This window comes from Cytobacillus sp. MT66, from assembly GCF_058792595.1.
The window spans coordinates 225,306-249,616 of the sequence record NZ_JBXAFB010000005.1; the positions used below are offsets into that span (position 1 = coordinate 225,306).

Sequence of the window (24,311 nt, forward strand, 5' to 3'; positions counted from 1 at the left end):
ATGGTCACATTAAAAGATTATCGTGTCGATATTAAACCAAACTGGTGCCCGGGCTGCGGAGACTTCTCCGTGTTGGCTGCTATCCAAAAAGCAGCTGTTAATCTAAACATCGAACCGGAGAATTTTGTCCTTCAATCAGGAATCGGCTGCTCCGGAAGAATTTCTGGCTATCTGAATGTATATGGCATGCACTCCATGCACGGTCGCGCTCTTGCCGTTGCTCAAGGGACAAAACTGGCAAACAAAGATCTCACAGTAGTTTGTGCCGGGGGAGACGGTGATGGCTTTGGCATCGGCGGTAACCACTTTGTCCATGCTGCCCGCCGGAACGTCGATATCACCTATATTGTTATGGATAACCAAATCTACGGTTTGACAAAAGGGCAAATGTCGCCAACAAGCCCGCAAGGATTTATCACAAAATCAAGCCCAGAAGGAAATCCGGATAATCCAGTATCACCACTGCAGGTAGCACTGGCAGCCAATGCCGGATTTATCGCACAAGGATTCTCCGGGGATATTAAGCATATTACGTCACTTATCGAGCAGGGCATGCAGCATAAAGGATTTTCGTTTATCAACATTTTCAGCCCATGCGTTACGTTCAACAAAATCTTTACCTTTGAATGGTTTAAGAAAAACCTGCAAAACGTCGACGATGATCCAAACTACGATTCTAGCAACCGCTCCATGGCATTTGACAGAGTCGAGCAAACAGGCGGATTCATCACAGGTTTAATCTATCGCGCCGAACGCAAAGATTATGTAGAATCCCTGCCAGGGAAAGCTGGAAAAGAGAACTTAGTTAAACAAGATTTGAAGCTATCTAATGAGCAGGTTCAGAGTTTAGTACAGAAGTTTATGTAAGCAGATGCTGGAGGGAATCGAGGAGGTTAGATCGATTCCCTTTAACTATGGAAATTGTTGTTTGAGGGAATTGATGGGGTGGAACGATGCCCTTGTGCTGGGAAAATTGGTGTTTGAGGGAATTGATGGGGTGGAACGATGCCCTTGTGCTGGGAAAATTGGTGTTTGAGGGAATTAATAGGGTGGGACGATGCCCTTGTGCTGGGAAAATTGGTGTTTGAGGGAATCGATAGGGTAGAACGATGCCCTCGTGCTATGAAAATTGGTGTCCGTGGGAATTGATAGGGTAGAACAATGCCCTCATGCTATGAAATTTGGTGTTTGAGGGAATTGATAGGGTGGGACGATGCCCTTGTGCTGGGAAAATTGGTGTTTGAGGGAATCGATAGGGTAGAACGATGCCCTCGTGCTGGTAAAATTGGTGTCCGTAGGGATTGATAGGGTAGAACGATGCCCTTGTGCTGGGAAAATTGGTGTTTGAGGGAATTGATGGGGTGGAACGATGACTAAAGGCAATGAAAATAGTTGTTTGAGGGAATCGTTGCCCCGAACCACCTTATACTATGAAAAATCAGTGAGTGGAATTATGCTCAAACTCTACGAAAATAGTGTATGAAGGTAACGCAAGCCCCCGAATCGTGCCCAAGATCGAAGAAAACGATAGGCGGAGGTAACGCAAGCCCCTGAACCGTGCCCGAGTTCGATGAAAACGATTGGTGAAGGTAACGCAAGCCCGCGAATCGTGCCCGAGCTCGATGAAAACGACTCGCGAAGGTAACGCAAGCCCCTCTACCGTTCCCATCCCCGGGAAAAATCAGTCTCAGAGGGAACGATAGCAATCTAATACCCTGCTAAAAAATATAAAAGGAGGCCAAAAATCAGCCTCCATCACTGCATATTAAGCCCTTCAAAAGGCTCTTTTACAAGTTTTAATTTCGACTCCAGCAGCGCAAGACTCTCAACGGCACTGGAGCGAGGAAATCGCTGGCGAATTTTATAATAGGCCCGATCCGGCGGGGAGTCTTCCAATTTGTATAAGGAATAGGTGCCTAAGGCAGCAAACTTTCTAGCCATCGACATCGGAATAATCGACCATCGCCCTGGATTTTCCAAAAGGGTCAATATAAGCCCGGCAGAATCGACCCGAACACCGGAAAATTCTATACCTTCACCGCTTCGTTCATACCAGGTGCGAAACGATGGGCTCCATTCATGATACAGTTCGTTTGCCCGATCGAGATCACGAAATTTTATTAGCCGAAACGAATGATCGGCTTTATCTTCATTACGAATCACAACCATCGGTTCGGAATAAAATTTTTCCACAATCAGATTGGGCACCGGTTTTTCAAAAAGGGCGAAAGCGATATCAATTTCGCCTTGCTCGATCAATGAATAGAGCTCAAATCCAATATATGTTTTTAAGACTAGTTCTATCTCCTGTGAATGAGAAATAAGCGACCGGTAAACGGGCGGCAACAGAAAATTATGTACACTATCAACAGAGCCAATAATCAGTTTATCCTTCTTAGTACTATCCCGGATAAATTTCGTTTCGTTTATCAGTTCTTCCCATTTTCGCGCAAGCTTTAAAAACTCCTCCCCAGCAGGTGTCAAAGATAGTGACTTGATGCCTCGGCCGCGGTCTATCAAGTTTGTGCCGACAGCCTTTTCCAGCTGCATGATCCGGTGACTGAGGGTGGATTGTGATAAAAAAAGAGAAGTGGCTGCCTCCGTTAAAGTGCCGTGCCGCACAACCGCGAGGAACGATTCAATCCAGAGTGAATCCAATTGGTTCACCTCATTATAATAGTATAGTCATATTATATCGAAAATTGATAATATTAGCAATTTGAGAGGATTGATAGAATTAATAAAACCTAATATCAATAAAGCCTGACATATTACACTATTAGAATAGCAGCTCGATGTTTATATAGGAAAATGACACAATGTAATTTTTAGCGGTAAAGAATAAATCGGCAGGAGGCTTTTTCGATGTATACAAAGGTATTAGAAGCATCTAATCGGTTAGAGGGCGTAGCCCATAGGACACCAGTAGTTACTTCAAGTCTGCTTGATGAACACACTCGAAATAACATATTTTTAAAATGCGAAAACCTTCAGCGAGTGGGCGCCTTTAAATTTCGCGGTGCCTTTAACGCAGTAAGTTCATTGCCGGAGAAGATACGCCAAAAAGGGATCATAACCTACTCTTCAGGAAATCATGCCCAGGCAGTGGCCTTGACAGGAAAACTATATAATATTCCCGCAACAGTGGTAGTGCCCTCGGATACATCGCCAGTTAAGATTGCTGCCGCTGAGGCCTATGGAGCCCGTATTGTTTACTATAATCGGGAAAAGGAGATACGGGAAGAGATTACCAAGCGCTTGATCGCTCAGCATGATTATACGTTTATCCCGCCTTTTGATCATGAGGAAGTACTAGCGGGACAAGGAACGGCTGCCAAGGAATTAATTGATGAGGCTGGAGAGCTGGATTATCTTTTTGTCCAATGCAGTGGCGGGGGACTGCTTAGCGGAAGCGCAATCACTAGTAAACATCTGCTTCCAAAGTGCAAGGTAATTGGTGTTCAACCTGAAATGGCTGATTATGCTGTTCGTTCTTTTAAGACCGGTGTCATTCACCGAATGGATAATGCCCAAACGGTTGCAGATGGAATAAGAGGAACGAATCTGGGGAATCAAACTTTTTCAATCATTAGGGAACTTGTCGATGATATGATCACAGTCAGTGATAAAGACATTGTAACTACGATGTATTATCTATGGACTCGTCTAAAACTAGTTGTTGAACCAGCTGGTGCGGTTGGCCTGACTCCCGTATTTCACCATCATTTTCCAATTGAAGGAAAGCGAATTGGGGTGATTTTAAGCGGTGGTAATTTTGATGTTCGAATGACAGATAAGTTGTTTGCTGGAATCAAGTGAATGTATCTGCTTGTATTATTACTAGTTTACTTTTCATAAAATTTATAATTTTCACAATAAAATAAGGTATTATATTATTAAAACCAATAACATGGAGGCAAGTAATGAAAATCATAATAACCGAAAAAATTCATCAATCAGGCATTGAATTTCTCAAAGAACAATTTGACGTGACAGAAATGTACGATCCTGGCAAAGAACGCTTGCTAGAAGTAATCAAGGACTATGATGCCATTATCCAAAGAGCTTCCATAGATTTGGATAAGGAAATGATTGATGCAGCGACGAACCTGAAGGTCATTGGGATGGCCGGTGTTGGCCTTAATAATATTGATGTCGCCTATGCAAAATCAAAGGGGATTCCTGTGTTCAATGTGCCTGATGGCAGCACAAACGCGGTGGCAGAGCTGACATTTTCACTGCTATTAAATGTCGCGCGAAAAATCACGCCAGCAAACGATTTTGTAAAAGGCGGCGGGTGGAACAAGCATCTGTTCCCAGGATCTGAGCTGAAAAATAAAACCATCGGCACCATCGGATTTGGCAGAATCGGCAAAAGGGTGGGGAAAATCGCGGACGCTTTTGACATGAATGTCATTGCTTATGACCCGTATATCGATCCGAAAGATGTGGCGCACATGAATATGCGTCTAGTAAGCTTTGAAAAATTATTAACAGAGGCTGATATCATTTCGATTCACTGTCCAATCACAGAGGAAACTCACCATCTTATTTCAGAAGAAGAATTCCAGCTGATGAAGGATGGCGCCATTCTACTTAACATGGGACGCGGCGGCATTGTTTCTGAAAAAGCTGCCATAGAAGCTCTTAAATCGAAAAAACTAAAAGCCTACGCAATGGATGTTGTGGAAAATGAACCATATACAGGAGGCACCTATCAATCGGAGCTATTAAACTTCGATAATGTGGTTATCACTCCGCATATTGGAGCGGGAACCGAAGAGGCTCAGGAATACATCGCAAAAACCGTAACAAAAAAAGTTGCGAGTTATTTACTTGGAGAAGGCGTATTTAACTAAACAAAATAGCATTTACATTGAACGTTACCTCAATGACTCAAAAGGAATCAGTCATTGGGGTATGTTTTTATTTTTGAATGCTACAAAGTCACCTGCTCATGTATTACCCAAATTCTAAAAAGGAGATGAGCTCATGAATGTTTTGATCGTCTATGCCCATCCAGAACCAAAATCCTTCAATGGGGCTTTAAAGGATCTAGCTGTTTCAGAATTGACTGCGCTTGGACATCTGGTTAAGGTTTCAGATTTATATGCAATGAATTTTAAAGTCGTTGCTGATCGCGGCGATTTCGAAACCGTTCTTGACGAGAATTTTTTAAAATACCAGATGGAACAAAGAAATGCAGCAAAAGAAAATGGCTTCTCCGAGGATATTAGGGCGGAACAAGAGAAATTGCTATGGGCTGATTTTGTCATTTTCCAATTTCCTTTGTGGTGGTATTCGGTTCCAGCTATTTTAAAAGGCTGGTTTGACCGGGTGTTTGCTTCTGGTTTTGTCTATGGCAGAGGCATTGGGAGATATGATTCGGGAGGTTTAAAAGGCAGAAAAGCCATGCTTTCTACGACAACGGGTTCACCAAAGCATGCCTATACTCCATATGGCATGGATGGCGATATTCATGAGAAAATTCTTTATCACATTAATCATGGTATGCTTTATTTTGCCGGTTTGGAGCCGGTCGAGCCGTTCATTGCCTGGACTCCGGCACATGATGCCAACGACCGAGAGCAATATTTAGAGGAATTCAAGCATCGGCTGCATAATTTGTCAGATATCCCCTCCATCCCTTATCATCCATCTTCACACTATGACGAAAACCACCAATTAAAGGAAGAATATCGACAGAATCATCAATAGCATTTTGCAGAAATCCCATTCTATGTCAATGGGATTTTTTTCGTTGAGTGAAAATAACTATAAAGAATATTAGAAATATTCATATTTTTGTACAAATTAACCATACCTTATCAAAAAGCGAAAAGCTATACTAATAACCACAACAACTCCTTGTCTATTCCTGCAAACGTTTACAAACACTGCCACACGTCGCTTCTATGTTTATACTTTCCATTTTTAAACCAAAAGATTAAAGGAGGAATGAGTTTGAATTCAGGTGTACTTGTTTCAATTGGGATTTACGTTGTTGGTATGCTGGTCCTAGGTTATATTGCCTACAGAAGGACGTCCAATCTTTCTGACTACATTTTAGGGGGCAGAACGATTGGCCCGGCTGTAACGGCACTCAGTGCTGGGGCATCGGACATGAGCGGCTGGCTGCTGATGGGGCTGCCTGGTGCGCTGTATGTTTCGGGGCTGAATGCCTCCTGGATTGCTGTAAGTTTAGTTATTGGTGCTTATTTGAATTGGCTATATGTAGCCCCGCGGCTAAGGGTCTATACAGAAGTGGCCGACAATTCGATGACAATCCCGGCTTTCCTGGAAAACCGATTTGGCGACAAAACAAATATTCTCCGCCTTACCTCAGGAATAGTTATTATCGTATTTTTTACCTTTTATGTTTCCGCTGGAATGGTATCAGGCGGGGTCCTTTTTGAGACTACCTTTAATATGAGTTACCATACAGGCTTATGGCTTGTTGCAGCTGTTGTGGTTGCTTATACGTTATTTGGCGGATTTTTAGCCGTAAGCTGGACCGATTTTGTTCAAGGACTGATCATGTTCATTGCTCTTATTCTTGTTCCAGTTGTCACCATTATGACGGTAGGCGGCATTGGGCCATCGATTGATCAAGTGAAAAGCACAGGTCCTGGCATGTTTGATATGATCACCGGAAATACCTTTTTAGGGATGGTTTCTTTAATGGCATGGGGATTAGGCTATTTTGGCCAGCCGCATATCATTGTCCGTTTTATGGCGATTTCATCAGTGAAAGAAATTAAGAAGGCCCGCCGAATTGGAATGGGCTGGATGATATTTTCTTTGCTGGGTGCGATCATGACCGGATTATTCGGCTTAGCTTATTACACAAAAAATGGCATGGAAATTTCCGACCCTGAAACGATTTTTATTAAATTGAGCGAAATTCTTTTCCATCCGATTATTACCGGATTTCTGCTAGCGGCGTTATTAGCGGCCATTATGAGTACGATTTCTTCCCAGCTTCTTGTCACCGCCAGCTCTTTAACTGACGATATGTATAAAACGTTCTTCCGCCGCTCGGCCACAAATAAAGAGCTTTTGATTGTCGGAAGACTTGCGGTTCTTATCGTATCAATTGTTGCCCTTGCGCTTTCTTATACGAAAAATGGAACGATTCTTTCGTTAGTTGGCTATGCATGGGCAGGTTTTGGCTCCGCCTTTGGTCCTGTGATTATCCTTGGACTATTCTGGAAACGGATGAACCGCTGGGGGGCTCTCGCTGGTATTCTAGCCGGGGCGATTACGATTATTGTTTGGGTCAAAATGGGGCTTTCAAGCGATATGTATGAGATGGTTCCAGGCTTCATTGCCGGTCTCATTGGTGTATGGGCGGTCAGTCTGTTAACGTCACCGCCAAATAAAGAGGTAACAGACGTGTTTGAGCAATTTAAACAGCATCATCGCAATAGCGATTCTATTGAAATGGAGGATACTGGAGAGAAAATTACGTAAATGCAAAAGCAAATCGAAAGGGGCTGATTACTTGAAAAAATACGATATTATCATTGTTGGCGGCGGGATCATGGCTTCCAGCCTGGCTTACCATCTGCGAAATGATGGATTTACTGGGAGCATCGCCATTTTTGAAAAGGATCCTATATATGAATATTCCTCAACCCCGCGAAGTGAAGGCGGAATTCGCCTCTCCTTTACAACAGAAGTAAATATTCAATTATCCCGTTACAGTCTAGAATTCTACAAATCTTTTGAAAGGGATATGGAGGTTAATGGTGAAAAGCCGCAAATTCATTTTAATCAGCATGGATACTTGTATCTTGGAACAAGTGAAAACATGCAGAAATATAGAGAAAATGCCGAGTTTCAAAATCAATTAGGCGCAAATATGGAACTGCTTTCGGTTGAGGATGTAAAAAGGCTTGTACCGGAATTAAATGTTGGGGACTTAACCGGTGCCGTCATGGACACCGATGCAGGGACCATGGATCCTTATACTGTCCTGCAATTCTTTGTGAAAAAAGCCAAAAGCCTGGGAGTCGAATATATTTACGAACCGGTTCAATCTATCCTTGAAGAAAATAGGAAAATTACCGGCATAAGAACAGAATCAGGCGAGGTCTATCAGTCACCTATTGTCGTGAATGCCAGTGGAGCTTGGTCAGGCTTAATGGGAAAAACAATTGGCATAGAAATACCAGTCCGGCCGTTTCGCTATCAGGTATACTGTCTAGATCTTACCCGCAAATTTGCTAAGAAGGTTCCGCTAACGATAGATCCAACGGGCATTTATTTTCGAAATGAAGGAACGAAGATTATTACGGGTCTGCCGCATAGTCAGCCGGATAGCTTTGAATTTGCATTGGAAAAAGGTTCGTTTGAAACGAATATTTGGCCGATACTGGCTGAAAGAAGTCCAAACTTCGAACAGTTAAAGCTTGAGCGCGGGTGGGTAGGGCTCTATGATTTTAATTATATTGATCATAATGCGATTATCGGCGGTCATCCCGAGATGGAAGGGTTTTACACGATTACCGGTTTCAGTGGACATGGCTTCCAGCAGGCGCCGGCAGCCGGCAAGTGCTTAGCGGAACTTATCACCTTAGGAAAATATCAATCAATTGATGTATCTTCACTTTCAATTGAACGGTTTGCCAAGAATGAGTTAATACTGGAACAGGCAGTGTTATAAGGAAAATATAGGAGGTATTTTACATGAGACTAAAAGACAAAGTAGCTATTGTAACAGGAGCCAGCCAGGGAATTGGCGAAGGGATTGCCCGCACATTTGGCCGGAATGGGGCCAAAATTGTCCTCGCAGATGTCAATGAAGAATTAGGCACAAAAGTCGTTGATCAGCTAGCACAGGAGGATATTGAGGCCATTTTTGTCAAAACAGATGTGAGCCAAGAGGACCAGGTAATCGCGATGATTCAAGCTGGTGCTGACAAATTTGGCGGCATTGATCTATTGGTGAATAATGCTGCCGTCAATGTACGAAAATCAGCAAAGGACACAAGCCTGGAAGAGTGGCAGAGAGTGATCGGCGTCAATTTAACTGGTGCGTTCTTATGCTCAAAATATTCTATTCCTGAAATGGAAAAGCGCGGCGGTGGAGCCATTGTCAACATTGCTTCCTGGCACGCGGAAAAAACGATTACCCGCTTAGCTGCCTATGCAGCTTCAAAAGGCGGAATAACGGCCTTAACAAGACAAATGTCATTGGATTGCGGTCCGCTTAATATTCGCGTAAATGCAGTCTGCCCGAGTACGGTGGATACTCCGCTTCTGAAACAAACATTTGCCAGCTTAGAAGATCCGGAAGAGGGTTTCAGACAAACCCTGGATTTCCAGCCATTAGGACGGATTGGAACCGTAGATGATATTGCCAATGCAGCCCTGTTCATGTGTTCAGATGAAGCCTCCTACATTAGCGGCCATTCGCTGATGGTGGATGGAGCGGCTATTAATAAAATTGCTCGTCCGTTAATGTTCGATTAAAATATTTGTAGATCCCTCCTAGTTGATATGGAGGGATTTTTCTTTTTCTAAAAGGTGTTTCTCAGCACAAATATACCCTACACAACACTACCTGCAAAATTTCCTCACAATCAGAATCCGCTCTGCTTAAATCCCAAAACCCCTTTGCACTAGCTGTCCTTGCCGGATTGTATCTTAATAAAAAGCAAAAAGAATGTTAATAGTAAATATGAATACAAGCGTAAATTGATGAGATTGCTTTTACAGGATAAAATAATAGGTATAAAGAAAAAACGAGAATATATCCAAAATCTATTCATATTTATTGACAATATCATTACGCTGTCAGATGAAGACGACAACAAGTTAATACAAGAATTTATGCCAATTATTGAAAAGGAGGAATCAAATATGGGGCTTTCTTTGGAGGATACTTCTTTTGCGAGATATTATCGTAAAGAAGGATTTGAAAAAGGCAAATTGGAAGGTAAATTGGAAATTGCAAAAAACTTATTGAACATTAATATGGACATAGAGGAAATCTGTAGGTTAACAGGATTATCCGCAGAGGAGATTAAAAAGTTAAAGGATAAAAATTAATATCTGTTAATGCAAAAATTAACAAAAGGCATCAGAATGAGTGTTTCATTCTGATGCCTTTTTGTGTACAACTTGAATACCCCAAGTGGTGTTAGGTCACATATTAAATATTAATTACTGATTCGGAAACAGAAGACGGCTCTATTTCTCCCTAAGTTTTTAAAAAATCTCATCTAATTCTTTATAGTCGTTAAAGCCATTTTCAATACTTTTGATGGAATGCTTGAAATGATTTTCTAGGGCTATTTCTAGTTCAGTTACCTTCTTTTGTTCCATTAAGCTTATAATGTGGCTATGTTCATCCGGACTATAAGGTTCTTGTTCCTTATTATTAAAAAACTCATCATAAAGAATTAGATAAATATTCGTTTGTATAATGAGCCTTTCAATGAATTCGTTTAAAAATTTATTGTTGCACTTTTTAGTGATGGCCATATGAAAATCTTTATTTACATTTACAAAGATCTCCGAATTTTTATCGGCTAAAGCTAGTTTTTCATTCTCGATGATTTCCTTAATAGTCGAATAGTCTTCTTCAGTCAAATACTTTATAGATTCCTTTGCTGCAATAAACTCTAATTTTCCCCGAAGTTCATAAGCTTGGATGATCTCACTGAATGTTGGACTCGTCACAAAAGCCCCCTTATTCGGAACCATATCTACTAATCCTTCCAAAGCTAAATTTTTCAGTGCATTACGAATAGGTGTTCGACTCACTTTTAGTGAATTAGAAATTCTATTTTCAATAAGTTGTTTCCCAGGTGCTAATTTTCGGGCTAAAATAGCTGTTTTAATATGTGTGTAGACTTGATGCTCTACTGAATCCTTTTTCATAAACTCTCCACCTTCGTTGTATTGTGCCATCGAAAGCCATAATTTGAACATACATTCTAAATTTTCTAAATATATTGACAGAATATTTTCTCTTAGTATACACTATGAATAATTGTAGTACAATTTTGAACAACAATGAATACTCTTCAGAGCCTTTTTAAAATAAAATGGGAGGAGCTTAACGATTAAACGATTGTAAACGTTACCAAAGAATCTTTTAAAGGGGTTGTAATCATGAGGAAAAAGTTGTTTTTGTCTATTATTATCATTCTATTGATCAGTATGATTGCAGGATGTGTCGGCAGTTCTGAAACAAGTGGAAGTAAAAGTCAATCAGTCTTGGAGAGAGTTGAAGAATCAAAAGTTTTAAAGGTTGGATTTGAAGGAACCTATCCGCCATTTAACTTTGTAGACGATAAAAAGAATTATATAGGGTTTGATGTAGACATTTCAAATGAACTTGCGAAACGCTTAGGAGTAGAAGCTGAGTTTATCGCAACAAAGTGGGATAGCCTTATCGGAGGTGTAAAGGCAGATAAATTTGATATTATTATCGGCCAAATGACGGTAACGGAAGAAAGGAAAAAAAGTGTTGATTTTACAGACCCATATGTTGTAACTGGATCTGTCTTGGTCACTAGAGAGGACACAAATGATATAACAAAGCTTGAGGATATTAAAGGGAAAAATGTTGGTGTAGGTGGAGGAACAACATTTGAAGAAGTTGCCAGAAGTGTGGAAGGAGCAAATGTTAAATTATATAAAGCCGTAAGTGATTATATCCAGGATCTGCAGAATAATAGATTAGATGTTATTATCAATGATCAATTATTAATGGGCTACAACATTAAGGAGAATAATCTTCCTATCAAAATTACAAGCGACATATTAAATAAAGATGAAATTGGGATGGCTGTCAAAAAGGGAAATGAAGACTTTGTGAAAAAAGTAAATGAAGCATTAGCTGCAATGAAAGAAGACGGTACCTATGATGAGATCTATAAAAAATGGTTCGGAGAGAACAAGTTGTAAATCCACAATCTATAAAATATCGATTTAAATAAAGAAGATAAGAGTCTTCAAGTTTCTTCTAATCTAAGAAAACAGGGGGAGTCCAGTATGCGCGCAGTTGTTTTAGGAACGGGAATGATAGGAACAACCGTAGTAAGCGAGTTAGCGAAGTTTCCAAATATTACGTCCGTAACAGCAGTCGATGGTGTTGAGGCTAGTATTCAAAGATGCTTAGAAATTGCTGATAATCCAAAGGTTATTGGCCAAGTAGCATCACTCCAAACCGAGGAAGATATTGCAAAGGTGTTAAAAGAAGCTGACGTTGCGGTGGCATGTTTGCCGCACTCGTTAAGTTTACCAGCTATTAAAGCAGCGATTTCCGCCAAATGCCATCTTGTCGATTTAGTAGGATCCAAGTTTGAAGAGAAAATGGAACTGGATGAGGCAGCAAAAGAAGCCGGCGTAATTATTATGCCAGGTTGTGGGGTAGCGCCGGGAATAACCAATTTTTTAGCGGCTCAAGGAATTGAATTATTAGATGAGGCTGATGAAGCTGTCATGATTTGTGGCGGGATTCCTAGATTTCCAGCCCCTCCACTATGGTACCAGGTTGTTTTTCGATTAGAAAGTGTATTAGGTCTATATACAAGACCAGCACTAGCGGCCGAGAATGGAGAGCTTATTAAATTACCTCCCCTTTCTGGCCTGGAAAAATTAACATTCCCTGAGCCTGTCGGAAAGTGTGAAGCTGTCGTAACAGACGCTCACAGTACAGCCTACACACTCAAAGATAAAGTGAAAAAGCTCTATGAGAAAACTGTTCGTTACGAAGGTCATTGGGATAAGATGGCGGTTTTAGCTGAATTAGGATTCCTAAATGATGAGCCCCTAGAAATAGATGGACATTACATAACTCCAAGAGCTTTTGCAGAGAAAGTTTTATCACCAAAGCTGCAAGGAAGTTCCAAAGAAGATATTACGGTAGTGCGGGTTGAAGTAAGCGGTAAGAAAAATGGTAATCCGACCAAGTACACATGGGAGATGGTTGATTTATATGATCATAAAAGAAATATTACATCCATGGCTAAGACTACGGCATTGCCAGCTATGCTATTGGCCAATTGGATTGCAGAAGGAAAGATCAATGCTGTTGGCATTGTACCAATTGAAAATGTAATTATTAATGAACATTTCAATCCGTTTGTAGAAGAGCTAAAATCACTAGGTGTTGAAATCGCTTTTAGAGAAGAAGTACTTGTTTAAGGATCTTTTTGATATTTAGGCTTTGTTAAATCTTTCAACAAAGCCTAAATATTAGTTCATAATACTGCAAGCTTGTTAGATTGGAGGAAACGTAATGAATCTATCAATTATTATTGATTCCTTACCAACTTTATTAAATGCAACCTTAATGACTATCTTCTTAGCAGTCATTTCAATTATTATTGCACTTTTTCTAGGATTTTTTACGGCATTAGCACGAATATCTAAGATTAAACCTTTAGAGGTCATTGCTAGAACGTATGTATCTATTATTCGTGGAACTCCTTTATTGGTGCAAGTCTTTGTTATTTATTACGGATTGCCGCAAATCAATATCGAGCTAGATCCAATTCCATCTGGAATTCTCGCTTTAAGCTTGAACGCAGGTGCCTATTTATCAGAGTCCTTTCGTGCAGCGATTTTATCCATTGATAAGGGGCAGATGGAAGCTGCAGTATCACTCGGTATGACTTACGTGCAAGCATTGCGTAGGATTATTCTGCCGCAAAGTCTTCGTGTTGCTATTCCGACACTGTCAAATTCCTTTATTATCCTTATTAAAGATACCTCACTTATATCGGTTATTACGGTAACAGAACTATTGCAAATGTCCTCCTTACTCATTGCAAAGACATTTGAGCCATTAACGATTTATTTATTAGCTGCTGCCATTTATTGGGTTCTCATTACTGGACTAACGGTTGTGTTGGACAAGATGGAAAAGCGCGCCTCTCAACATATTTCAATTTAATAATGACTTGAATTTGGAAAAAAGGGAGATGGATATGAGCATCATTCAGATAAAGAATCTTAAAAAGAAATTTGGCGATAATGAAGTCCTTCGAGGAATTGATCTTTCTGTTAATAAAAGTGAAGTGGTCGTACTAATGGGTCCAAGTGGGTCTGGAAAGTCAACATTATTACGTTGCTTGACATTTTTAGAAGAACCAACTGATGGGGTCATTCAAATTGGAAATCATGAGGTAGCTGCAGGAGAAATAAATCGCGCCAGAAAAAATGAGATAAGAGAGCTAAGAAAAACAACAGGCTTCGTTTTTCAGAGTTTCAATTTATTCAATCATAAAACGGCCATTGAAAATGTGATGGAAGGCCCGATTGTTGTTCAAGGGAAAAGCAAGGAGGAGGCCATGAAAATAGCGAAACCCTTGCTTGAAAAAGTTGGTCTTAGGGAGCGCTGTGATCATTATCCATCTCAGCTTTCAGGCGGACAGCAGCAAAGAGTAGCCATTGCCCGGGCACTTTCGATGAATCCATTAGTTATGCTATATGATGAACCTACCTCTGCATTGGATCCAGAACTAGTTCGAGAGGTTTTACAAGTAATGAAGGATTTGGCTCAAGAAGGAATGACCATGGTTGTTGTAACACACGAAATGGGTTTTGCCAGGGAAGTGGCGGATCGAGTCATTTTTATGGACGGCGGAGTAATTGTCGAACAGGGAACATCTGAAGAAATATTTGGTCAGCCTAAGGAAGAAAGAACAAAGAGGTTCCTTTCGATGGTAAGTGGGGAATAACGGGAAGAACTGAAAGAATAGAAAATTAGGAGGGAAATATACATGAGACTAAAAGACAAAGTAGCTATTGTAACAGGAGCCAGCCAGGGAATTGGCGAAGGGATTGCCCGCACATTTGGCCGGAATGGGGCCAAAATTGTCCTCGCAGATGTCAATGAAGAATTAGGCACAAAAGTCGTTGATCAGCTAGCACAGGAGGATATTGAGGCCATTTTTGTCAAAACAGATGTGAGCCAAGAGGACCAAGTAATCGCGATGATTCAAGCTGGCGCTGACAAATTTGGCGGCATTGATCTATTGGTGAATAATGCTGCCGTCAATGTACGAAAATCAGCAAAGGACACAAGCCTGGAAGAGTGGCAGAGAGTGATCGGCGTCAATTTAACTGGTGCGTTCTTATGCTCAAAATATTCTATTCCTGAAATGGAAAAGCGCGGCGGTGGAGCCATTGTCAACATTGCTTCCTGGCACGCGGAAAAAACGATTACCCGCTTAGCTGCCTATGCGGCTTCAAAAGGTGGAATGACAGCCTTAACAAGACAAATGTCATTGGATTGCGGCCCGCTCAACATTCGTGTAAACGCCGTGTGTCCGAGTACGGTGGATACACCACTTTTGAAACAGACATTTGCGAGTTTAGAAGATCCAGAAGATGGATTCAGACAAACGCTTGATTTCCAGCCATTAGGCCGGATTGGAACAGTAGATGATATTGCCAATGCAGCCCTGTTCATGTGTTCAGACGAAGCCTCTTATATTAGCGGCCATACCCTAATGGTCGACGGAGCAGCGATTAATAAAATTGCCCGTCCGTTAATGTTCGATTAAATTATTCGCAGATCCCTCCCTGTTAATAAGGAGGGATTTTTTAATATTATGAATATTGAAATAAATAATTCCTCCTATTATAATAATAAAGGAAATCTAGTGAATGGAGGATACTATGTTCCTTGAAAAAATTGCCCAGACGGTTGCTGATGAAACCAGTAAAATAATTGGTTATCAGGTGAGCATTGCTGATGAAAAGGGATATTTAATTGGTGTCAATGATCCTGCTCGCTTTGGGTTATTTGACAAATTATCGCTAGAAGTCATTAAACAAAAGAAAATGCTCCATTGGACACCAAGGGATGTCGTTGATCTGCCTGGTATTTTTCCAGGATCAAGCGCGCCGATCATTGTAAATAACAAAGCCATTGGGGCTATCGGAGTGATTGGGAAAGCAGAGGAAACGGAGAAATATATCCAATTGGTAAAGAATCATATTGAAATGCTCTGTTTTCAATATTTGAAATCGGAAATGAATGATTTAGAAAAGAAAACACTGGATACCTTAATTCAATACATATATGATTTCGACGGTCAAACTGAAAATGAAGAGCGAATCATGAATTACGGGAAAATGCTTGGATATGATTTATCTAAAGATCGGGTTTGTATCATGATTGAGATTGAAGGACTATCATCGAATATTCCTGCTAGCGACTCTTCTATCCTATCTTTACATCAGTTTCAGCAGGAACTACTGGAACTATTAAACCATCACTTTATCTGGAATAAAGAAAGCTTCTTGGGACAATCGAACCTAGAACAGTATGGCCTATTTGTGGCCATAGATGCAAAGGGAATTGATCAAGCTTTTATTAAAAAAATCGATGAGCAAATGAGCAAGCTCAATCAATTCCTCGAAAGAAAATACAAATCCGCAGCCATAGCATCTATCGGAAACCTGGGAAGAGGCGTACAGGGGATAAAAGAGTCCTATGATAATTCCTTAAGGGCCTTGAGGGCGGGAAAAAGGACAAACATCACTCCAAAAGTTTACTATTACAATGACTGGGCAATCTCATTAGAAATCGTAACAAATGAGCTGCCCCCGAACATGCTGAATGAACTGCATAAAAAAATTCAACCCTTCCTGAATCACACCAACTTCCAGACCCTTGCCTCGGCGTTTATCGTCTATTGCCAATGCAGTATGAATCTAAGTGAAACCGCCCGGACCTTATACATCCATCGAAACTCACTGATCCATCGTTTAGAAAAAATCAAACAATTGACCACACTAGATCCCGCCAACTTCGAACACTGTTTGTTGCTCTATTTGGCTATTAAAGGGAAGGTTTGATAGAGGGAAAGAAAAAAGTTTTATCAGCCGGAATAGAGATGGTGGTGGGAGTAACTTTTCTTGCTTCCCAACAAAAAAAGCGCAATCAGCATTGGTTGTGCTTTTTTTTTATGAAAAACTTCCGATTGTCAGTTTAAAAACTCCCCCAAGGTTTTTATGAAAAATGACCAGATTGAACATCAAAAATAACCATATTTTTATGAATTTTTTCCATACCGGATTAATAAGTGAAAAGTTATACTTGAAACCATAATAACTCCTTTGCCTACCACTTATGTAAACGTTATCAATCTCTTCTTTGTGTATATTTTTCGAATTTTAAATAGCATTTCAAACGAAATAAAAGATTCTGGTGAAAAAATTAGCAGTTATATGGCAGAAGGGGGATGTATCAAATTGAAAAAATACGATTGTATCATTGTAGGCGGGGGGATCATGGCTTCGAGCCTTGCTTTTCACATGAGAAAGGATGGTTTTACAGGCAGTATCGCTATTTTTGAAAGGGACCCAATGTATGAATACGCCTCAACCCCGCGAAGTGAGGGTGGTATTCGTTTGTCTTTTTCAACAGAAGTCAATATTCAATTGTCCCGTGATAGCCTAGAATTCTATAAAAACTTTGAAAGAGATATGGCGATAGACGGGGAGCAGCCGCAAATCCATTTTACCCAGCATGGATATTTGTATTTAGGTACGAAGGACAACATGTCTAACTACATAGAAAATGCCAAAATGCAAAATCGGTTAGGGGCCCATATGGAGGAGCTTTCGGTTGAAGACGTTCAAAAGTTAGTCCCTGAACTAAGGGTTGAAGACTTAACTGGTGCCGTGTTCGACACCGATGCAGGAACAATGGACCCGTATACCGTTCTCCAATTCTTTGTGAAAAATGCTAAGAGTTTAGACGTAGAGTATATTTATGAAGCCGTTCAGTCGATTCAGGCGGAAAACGGGAAAATTACTGGTATAAAGCTGGAATCTGGTAAGGAAATTCAATCATCGATTGTGGTCAATGCATGCGGTGCCTGGTCTGGCTTAATGAGCCAAACAATTGGAATCGAGATTCCGGTACGGCCGTTCCGTTATCAGGTATATTGTCTGGATCTTACGAAGAAATTTACGAAAAGGGTTCCGCTTACCTTTGATCCAACGGGGATTTATTTTCGAAGTGAAGGGGAGAAAATCATCACGGGATTGCCCCACAAGGATCCAGACAGCTTCGAATTTGTGCTGGAGAAGGCTTCCTTCGAAGAGAGCATCTGGCCAATCCTAGCTGAAAGAAGTCCAAACTTTGAGCAGATGAAGCTAGAACGCGGGTGGGTTGGCCTATATGATTATAATACGATTGATCAAAATGCCATCATCGGCGGTCACCCTGATATGAAGGGCTATTATATTATTACTGGTTTTAGCGGACACGGATTCCAGCAGGCACCGGCCGCAGGCAAAGGCTTAGCTGAATTAATCTGCCGTGGAAACTATGAAACCATTGATCTATCACAGCTTTCGATTGAACGTTTTGCGAAAAATGAGTTAATCCTTGAGACAGCGATTTTGTAAGAGGAAAGAAAAAGGAAAAAGCGAATGTATTTATAGATATTGAAGCATTTATTTTAATAGAAATCGGAGGAGAATATCATGAGATTAAAAGACAAAGTAGCGATTGTAACGGGAGCTAGCCAAGGAATTGGCGAAGGGATTGCCCGCACGTTCGGCAGAAATGGAGCAAAAATCATTCTCGCGGATGTTAACGAAGAATTAGGCGCAAAAGTCGTAGATCAGCTGGCGCAGGAGGATATAGAAGCTATTTTTGTTAAAACAGATGTGAGCCAAGAGGACCAGGTAATCGCGATGATTCAAGCTGGAGCTGACAAATTTGGCGGCATTGACCTATTGGTGAATAACGCTGCCGTCAATGTACGTAAATCAGCAAAGGACACAAGCCTGGAAGAGTGGCAAAAGGTCATCGGTGTGAATTTAACCGGTGCTTTCCTATGCTCTAAGTATAGTATTCCTGAAATGGAAAAGCGCGGCGGGGGTGCGATTGTCAACATTGCTTCCTGGCATGCAGAAAAAACGATCACCCGCTTGGCTGCCTATGCGGCTTCCAAGGGCGGAATGACGGCCTTAACAAGACAAATGTCATTGGATTGCGGTCCGCTCAATATCCGTGTAAACGCCGTGTGTCCAAGTACGGTCGATACTCCCCTTCTGAAACAAACATTTGCCAGCTTAGAAGATCCAGAAGAGGGTTTCAAACAAACACTTGATTTCCAGCCATTAGGCCGGATTGGAACAGTAGATGATATTGCAAACGCAGCCTTGTTCATGTGTTCTGATGAAGCTTCATATATTAGCGGACATACGCTGATGGTGGATGGAGCGGCTATTAATAAAATTGCTCGTCCGATTATGTTTGATTAAGGATATTGGTGATCCCTCCTGGAAATTTTGGGAGGGATTTTTCTTATTTTTAAGGAGCTGTTATTATACATTGTTGATTTTCGCGTAGGTATGAGAATTCATAGGCGGAGGATTTCCTGCTAATGTATTTAGTTGGACCTTAAAAAGCAGAAATAAAGGGAGATATTCCGATTAACTGCTCTAAATAAGACAAAACCAAGGATTAGGATAACATAACCGGAAAAACCTCCTTTATTTTTAAGGAAATAGGAGCATTTCCAAATTTAAACGGATTTTTCTCTGTTATTTTTCGAACACAGTAAAATCAATATTTAGTTATTACAGTGGCATTTTAAAAAGAGCGTAATTTATTCAAACTAGTGGCTGAAAAAGCGAAGCTCCTGTCCGAAAAGTTACAAGATGCCCCAACTGGTGCCGGAAGCCCCTGTGAAAAGAGTAACTAGTTGAGTCAAGTCCTTGGTTTTGTGTAAAATCATAGGCAAGTGTTTTAAACCCAAACCGGTCAATGCTCCATTTGGAAGATATTTAAGGGACGCCAAGGCCTATGAAATTGCTGGGGGAAGTAATGAAATCTTAAAAAACACCATTGGCAAAGAAATTAAAAAAGGCTTTGCACTAATTAATTAAGAGGTGGTTATTATGGAATTTAATCCTTTGCTAGAAGGAGCATATGAACTGCATGTTCATAGCTATCCAAGTATTTTCAAACGGAAACAAACCGATTGGGAGCTTTTAGAAGATGCGAAAAAGGCAAAGATGGGCGGCTTTGTGATCAAGAGTCATGAAACACCGACAGCGGAGCGGGCGTTTCTTTTAAAGGAAAAAGAGCCTGCAATGAATGTGTTCGGAGGGATTGTCTTGAATGAGCATGTCGGCGGGCTGAATCCCCATGCAGTCGAGACGTCTTTAAAAATGGGCGGGAAGATTGTCTGGTTTCCTACGCTTTCATCCAGCCAGCATAAGAAATACTTTGCTGGCAGCAAGACGAATCTCTTTAGCGGAAACCCGCTGCTATCAGAATCGACGATTTCGATTGAAAGAGATGGCGTGTTAAAAGAAGAAGTTCATGCCATCTTTGAATTGATCAAGCAATACGATGCTATCCTGGCAACAGGCCACCTGTCATTAAAGGATCAGCACACGGTCATTCGCGCTGCAAAGGAAGCGGGAGTAGAAAAAATCCTGGTTCAGCATGCCGATATGGGGATTGCCAAAACCCCGCTAGAAGATCAGCAGTACTTTGCCTCACTCGGCTGCATGATTGAAAAATGTTTTCTAGCCTGCGGTCCAGATTTTAATGACTTAACGATCGAAGAAATGGCAAGAACCATCGATGTGATCGGCCATGAGCAATGCGTATTGGTGACCGATTACGGCCAGTCCCACAACGAACCGCCCGTACATGCTTTGAATCGGTTTGTTGAAGAGCTGTTGGGCGCTGGAGTAGCCGAAGACCAGATTGTCAGGATGGTGCAAGAGAATCCTAGGTGGCTGTTGGGAATCGAATAAGCAAACTCTTATTTTGCACTCTTTTTAGGGTGCTTTTTTTGTCTCTGAAAAACTGATGTAGGGGCAACTAATTCTAGAAAAATGTAAGACTTCGAGAAAAAGTAACTAGTTATAGTAACTGGTGCTGGAAAAATAGAATGAACTTTTAAAAGAGAAACTAGTAGCATCATTTAGTGCCTGAAAAATGGAAAGATCCCTCCAAAAGGTAACTAGTTACCCCAACTAGTGACGGAAATTACGAATCCTAAATGAAAAAGGTAACTAGATGCCCCAACTAGTGACGGAAATCGCGAAGCCCCCTCGAAAAAGGTAACTAGATGCCTCAACTAGTGACGAAAAAGTCGAAGATCCCAAGAAAAAGGTAACTAGTTACCCCAACTAGTGACGGAAATTACGAATCCTTAACGAAATAGGTAACTAGATGCCTCAACTAGTGACGAAAATCGCGAAGCTCCCGTGAAAAAGGTAACTAGATGCCCCAACTAGTGACGAAAATCGTGAAGCCCTCGAGAAAAAGGTAACTAGTTACCCCAACTAGTGACGGAAATTACGAATCCTCAATGAAAAAGGTAACTAGTTACCCCAACTAGTGACGGAAAAATCAAAGCTCCCAAGAAAAAGGTACCTAGTCACCCCAACCAGTCTCAGAAAAACCAAAAAATCTAAATTGGTATCCCTGCAATCTACCAATAATACCAAATACTGTAACATCCTCCTAAAAAACTAATATAAGTTGATATCCCCATAGAAATTTTCAATAAGAGACTTATCACTTTTCAGTTGTATTATTGTTCATACAACCATATACATAGTAAAAAAAGAGGGGAGGAATCTCTTGGGCAATTTACCTATACCTCGTTATTTTTTAATAGCCAATATGCTTAGAAACAGGATTATTAGCGGTACTTATCCAAAAGGTAAATTAATGTCAACGGAAGAACAGTTGAGCAGTGAATTAAACGTCAGCCGGGTAACGATCAGACAATCTTTGAAGCTGCTAGAGGAGCAGGGATTGATTGTTCGCAAACAGGGCGTGGGGACGTTTGTCAGTGACTCGGTGAAACTGCAGCCCATTACTTTTAATGGCCATATTGAAGATATAATGTATCAGCAAATGAGTACAAAGGTTTGCGATATTAAAATCAAGAAAATGTCACCATCGAAAGAAAAACAGGAAAAATTAAAACTAGCCTATGGAAAGAAAATCACAAAAGTGGAAAGAACCCGGCTTTTAAACGGCGAGATCATGAGTTACGTGGAGAATTTCTTCCCGGAAAAGGTGGCTAAATTTGTTAAGAGAGAAGATGTAAAAGACCATTCGTTTGTTGAGCTGTTTGAAAACTATGGCTTTATTCAACACAATGCAACACAGAAAATCTTTGCCGTACCCGCCACAGCCTATGTAGCAAAAAAGCTTCAAATTCCAAAAGGTGCCCCTGTATTATTTTCGGAAGTCATTATCTATGAACCCGATGGAACCCCTATTAACCTAGTTAATGTTTACAACCATTCTGAAAGATACAATTACACGGTTAATCTATATCCTTATTAAATCTAAAAATATGAAAGCAAGAGGTGTTTTAGTTGGCTGAATATCCTTCCCTATTTTCGCCTTATAAACTACGAAATAAAACAGTGAAAAACCGCATGGCGATGCTTGAACTGGTCAATAACTACTCTGATAATCATGTGCCGAGTGAAAGAGCGGCAAGATTTTATGCCGAGCGTGCAAAAGGAGGGGTGGGCCTCATCATAACTGAAGGTCTTTCCGTTCATCCCACTTCCTTACCGCAGCCTCATGTTCCTGCAGCTTATGAAAAGGAGAATATCCCTCAATTTCGGATGATTGCTGACATTGTGCATGAAAATGATACGATTTTATTAGGTCAGCTCTGGCATGTCGGCCGACAGCAGCTATGGAGCCCAACGATGTCGCCATGGGGAGTTTCCGCCCTTCCTTGTCCATTAAGCAATGCCGTTCCGCATGAAATGACAGTAGAGGAAATACAGGAAGTGATCGATGGATTTGTGAATTCGGCAGAGAATCTTCAGAAAGCTGGTTTTGATGGCATCTCCTTACACGGTGCGCACGGTTACCTTATTACGCAATTTTTATCGCCATGGACGAATAAAAGACAGGATGAATATGGCGGGTCCTTGGAAAATCGGGCAAGATTCGTAGTAGAGATCGTTAATAGCATCAGGGAACGATGCGGCGAGGATTTTATTATTGGGATCAAGCTTACTGTTCATGAATATGTGGACGAGGGTCTCAATCTGGAAGATACCAAACAAATTGTTAAGCATTTCCGGGAATCCTGCTCCTTAGATTATTTTGCCGTCAGCCAGGGGAATTTCAGCTTTAGTCTTGAATATCATGTCCCAGATATGCACTTTCCTGAAACCCCGTTTATTCATCTTGCACAAGGGATCAAAGAAGCTGCCGGTGATATTCCGGTCATGGGAATGGGCAAAATTACAAATCCTGAAACGGCCGAAAGACTGCTGTCTGAAGGCATTATCGATATTGTTGGCATGGGCCGAGCGCTGATTAGTGATCCAGAGCTGCCAAATAAAATATTAGCAGGCAGGAATGATGAAATACGTGAATGTAATTCCTGTAATCTTTGCTGGGGAGAAATCCATGCAAGCAAGCCTCTAATGTGTATTCATAATCCGGCAGCGGGTAACGAAGAGAAGCTAGGTATTGGGACATTAGAAAAAGCCGCCCAAATAAAAAGAGTAATGGTCATAGGAGGCGGGCCAGCTGGACTAGAAGCTGCACGGATTGCCGCCGAACGAGGCCATAAAGTCGATCTTTATGAAAAGGAATCTTATTTAGGCGGACAGCTTGTTGCCGCTGCCAAGCTACCTGGAAGAGGCGATTTACAAAAGACTTTGGACTACTTAATTAAACAAGTAACTTTACATGGTGTGGATGTCCATTTAAATCACTTAATTGATAAGCCATTCATTGATGAGGTAAAACCTGATGTGGTTCTTATCTCTGCTGGTTCAGAACCGAACCTTCCTGAAAAAGCAGACTCAAGGTATCAAATTATCTCTTTCGAGGATGCAGCAAATAAGCAAGAATGGAACGGGAATGTCGTCATTTTTGATGATGACGGAGATATTCCTCCTTACGCCCTAGCAGAAAGAGCTGCCCAAGAAGCGGATCAAGTCACAATCGTAACAAAGAAAACCCATATGGCTAAGGATGTCAATTATGTAAGCTGGATTGGTGTTAATCGAAGAATAAGGAAGTTTAACAATATAACCTTTATTCCTGGGCATAAAATTAGCCAACTTGATGAAGAAAATATCGTGATTGAAGATGTATTTGGCGGTTCAGGCAAGGAGATTCCATGTGATCATCTCGTTATGGTAAATAAAAATAAGCCAAGGGAAGAATTGTATAAAGAAATATCTGAAAATTACGAATGTTATAACGTTGGCGATAGCTATGCACCGAGAAAGCTTTTGGCAAGCATATATGAGGCACATCTAACAGCGAGAAACATTTAATATTTTTTTAGGGAGGTAACAGG

22 protein-coding genes are annotated in these 24,311 nt (G+C 40.9%); 20 read left to right on the forward strand and 2 right to left on the reverse strand.

Annotated features, from left to right (window positions below; translation table 11 throughout):
- Entirely contained in the window at positions 1-867 is an 867-nt protein-coding gene (locus AC1Q59_RS11445) for a 2-oxoacid:ferredoxin oxidoreductase subunit beta (RefSeq protein ID WP_492365950.1), read from the forward strand.
- 888 nt (positions 868-1,755) lie between these two features.
- On the opposite strand, the gene AC1Q59_RS11450 is transcribed toward AC1Q59_RS11445, so the two are convergent.
- Positions 1,756-2,658 (reverse strand): LysR family transcriptional regulator, encoded by a 903-nt coding sequence (locus AC1Q59_RS11450; RefSeq protein ID WP_492365951.1) that lies wholly within the window; start codon positions 2,656-2,658, stop codon positions 1,756-1,758.
- A 207-nt stretch (positions 2,659-2,865) separates the two neighbouring features.
- Between AC1Q59_RS11450 and AC1Q59_RS11455 the strand changes: the two genes are divergently transcribed.
- The 7 genes from AC1Q59_RS11455 (at position 2,866) to AC1Q59_RS11485 (ending at position 10,056) form a co-directional block, all read left to right on the forward strand.
- Positions 2,866-3,819, forward strand: coding sequence for a pyridoxal-phosphate dependent enzyme (locus AC1Q59_RS11455; protein WP_492365952.1), 954 nt, complete (start codon positions 2,866-2,868; stop codon positions 3,817-3,819).
- 104 nt (positions 3,820-3,923) lie between these two features.
- Complete coding sequence (locus tag AC1Q59_RS11460; protein ID WP_492365953.1) at positions 3,924-4,859, forward strand: hydroxyacid dehydrogenase; 936 nt, start codon at positions 3,924-3,926, stop codon at positions 4,857-4,859.
- Positions 4,860-4,992: 133 nt separating this feature from the next.
- Entirely contained in the window at positions 4,993-5,718 is a 726-nt protein-coding gene (locus tag AC1Q59_RS11465; RefSeq protein WP_492365954.1) for an NAD(P)H-dependent oxidoreductase, read from the forward strand.
- Positions 5,719-6,009: 291 nt separating this feature from the next.
- A complete protein-coding gene (putP, locus tag AC1Q59_RS11470) occupies positions 6,010-7,473 on the forward strand; it encodes a sodium/proline symporter PutP (protein ID WP_492366091.1) in 1,464 nt (487 codons plus the stop codon).
- 31 nt (positions 7,474-7,504) lie between these two features.
- Positions 7,505-8,668: an NAD(P)/FAD-dependent oxidoreductase gene (locus tag AC1Q59_RS11475; RefSeq protein ID WP_492365955.1), complete on the forward strand. Its 1,164-nt coding sequence runs from the start codon at positions 7,505-7,507 to the stop codon at positions 8,666-8,668.
- A gap of 23 nt (positions 8,669-8,691) precedes the next feature.
- Positions 8,692-9,477, forward strand: coding sequence for an SDR family NAD(P)-dependent oxidoreductase (locus AC1Q59_RS11480; RefSeq protein WP_492365956.1), 786 nt, complete (start codon positions 8,692-8,694; stop codon positions 9,475-9,477).
- Between the two features lie 228 nt (positions 9,478-9,705).
- Positions 9,706-10,056, forward strand: coding sequence for an Rpn/YhgA-type helix-turn-helix domain-containing protein (locus AC1Q59_RS11485; RefSeq protein WP_492365957.1), 351 nt, complete (start codon positions 9,706-9,708; stop codon positions 10,054-10,056).
- Positions 10,057-10,215: 159 nt separating this feature from the next.
- Here the strand turns inward: AC1Q59_RS11485 and AC1Q59_RS11490 are convergent, their stop codons facing one another.
- Entirely contained in the window at positions 10,216-10,890 is a 675-nt protein-coding gene (locus AC1Q59_RS11490) for a GntR family transcriptional regulator (RefSeq protein ID WP_492365958.1), read from the reverse strand.
- Between the two features lie 234 nt (positions 10,891-11,124).
- Between AC1Q59_RS11490 and AC1Q59_RS11495 the strand changes: the two genes are divergently transcribed.
- From AC1Q59_RS11495 to AC1Q59_RS11550, 12 genes are all read left to right on the forward strand, one after another.
- Positions 11,125-11,922, forward strand: coding sequence for a transporter substrate-binding domain-containing protein (locus tag AC1Q59_RS11495; protein ID WP_492365959.1), 798 nt, complete (start codon positions 11,125-11,127; stop codon positions 11,920-11,922).
- Positions 11,923-12,009: 87 nt separating this feature from the next.
- Positions 12,010-13,164 carry a saccharopine dehydrogenase family protein gene (locus AC1Q59_RS11500; protein WP_492365960.1) on the forward strand — a complete coding sequence of 385 codons (1,155 nt, stop codon included), beginning with the start codon at positions 12,010-12,012 and terminating at the stop codon, positions 13,162-13,164.
- 94 nt (positions 13,165-13,258) lie between these two features.
- The gene (locus AC1Q59_RS11505) at positions 13,259-13,915 is read left to right on the forward strand and encodes an amino acid ABC transporter permease (RefSeq protein WP_492365961.1); all 657 of its coding nucleotides are present in this window, start codon (positions 13,259-13,261) and stop codon (positions 13,913-13,915) included.
- Positions 13,916-13,949: 34 nt separating this feature from the next.
- Entirely contained in the window at positions 13,950-14,702 is a 753-nt protein-coding gene (locus AC1Q59_RS11510) for an amino acid ABC transporter ATP-binding protein (protein ID WP_492365962.1), read from the forward strand.
- Between the two features lie 42 nt (positions 14,703-14,744).
- Entirely contained in the window at positions 14,745-15,530 is a 786-nt protein-coding gene (locus AC1Q59_RS11515; RefSeq protein ID WP_492365963.1) for an SDR family NAD(P)-dependent oxidoreductase, read from the forward strand.
- Positions 15,531-15,633: 103 nt separating this feature from the next.
- A complete protein-coding gene (locus AC1Q59_RS11520) occupies positions 15,634-16,830 on the forward strand; it encodes a sugar diacid recognition domain-containing protein (protein ID WP_492365964.1) in 1,197 nt (398 codons plus the stop codon).
- A 396-nt stretch (positions 16,831-17,226) separates the two neighbouring features.
- On the forward strand, positions 17,227-18,390 hold the full coding sequence (locus AC1Q59_RS11525) for an NAD(P)/FAD-dependent oxidoreductase (RefSeq protein ID WP_492365965.1): 1,164 nt from the start codon (positions 17,227-17,229) through the stop codon (positions 18,388-18,390).
- 78 nt (positions 18,391-18,468) lie between these two features.
- Positions 18,469-19,254: an SDR family NAD(P)-dependent oxidoreductase gene (locus tag AC1Q59_RS11530; RefSeq protein WP_492365966.1), complete on the forward strand. Its 786-nt coding sequence runs from the start codon at positions 18,469-18,471 to the stop codon at positions 19,252-19,254.
- 462 nt (positions 19,255-19,716) lie between these two features.
- Entirely contained in the window at positions 19,717-19,881 is a 165-nt protein-coding gene (locus AC1Q59_RS11535; protein ID WP_492366092.1) for an acyl-CoA dehydrogenase family protein, read from the forward strand.
- A 12-nt stretch (positions 19,882-19,893) separates the two neighbouring features.
- The gene (locus tag AC1Q59_RS11540) at positions 19,894-20,763 is read left to right on the forward strand and encodes a DUF6282 family protein (RefSeq protein ID WP_492365967.1); all 870 of its coding nucleotides are present in this window, start codon (positions 19,894-19,896) and stop codon (positions 20,761-20,763) included.
- An 835-nt stretch (positions 20,764-21,598) separates the two neighbouring features.
- The gene (locus AC1Q59_RS11545) at positions 21,599-22,315 is read left to right on the forward strand and encodes a GntR family transcriptional regulator (RefSeq protein ID WP_492365968.1); all 717 of its coding nucleotides are present in this window, start codon (positions 21,599-21,601) and stop codon (positions 22,313-22,315) included.
- 32 nt (positions 22,316-22,347) lie between these two features.
- Complete coding sequence (locus AC1Q59_RS11550; RefSeq protein ID WP_492365969.1) at positions 22,348-24,288, forward strand: FAD-dependent oxidoreductase; 1,941 nt, start codon at positions 22,348-22,350, stop codon at positions 24,286-24,288.
- Positions 24,289-24,311: the final 23 nt, after the last annotated feature.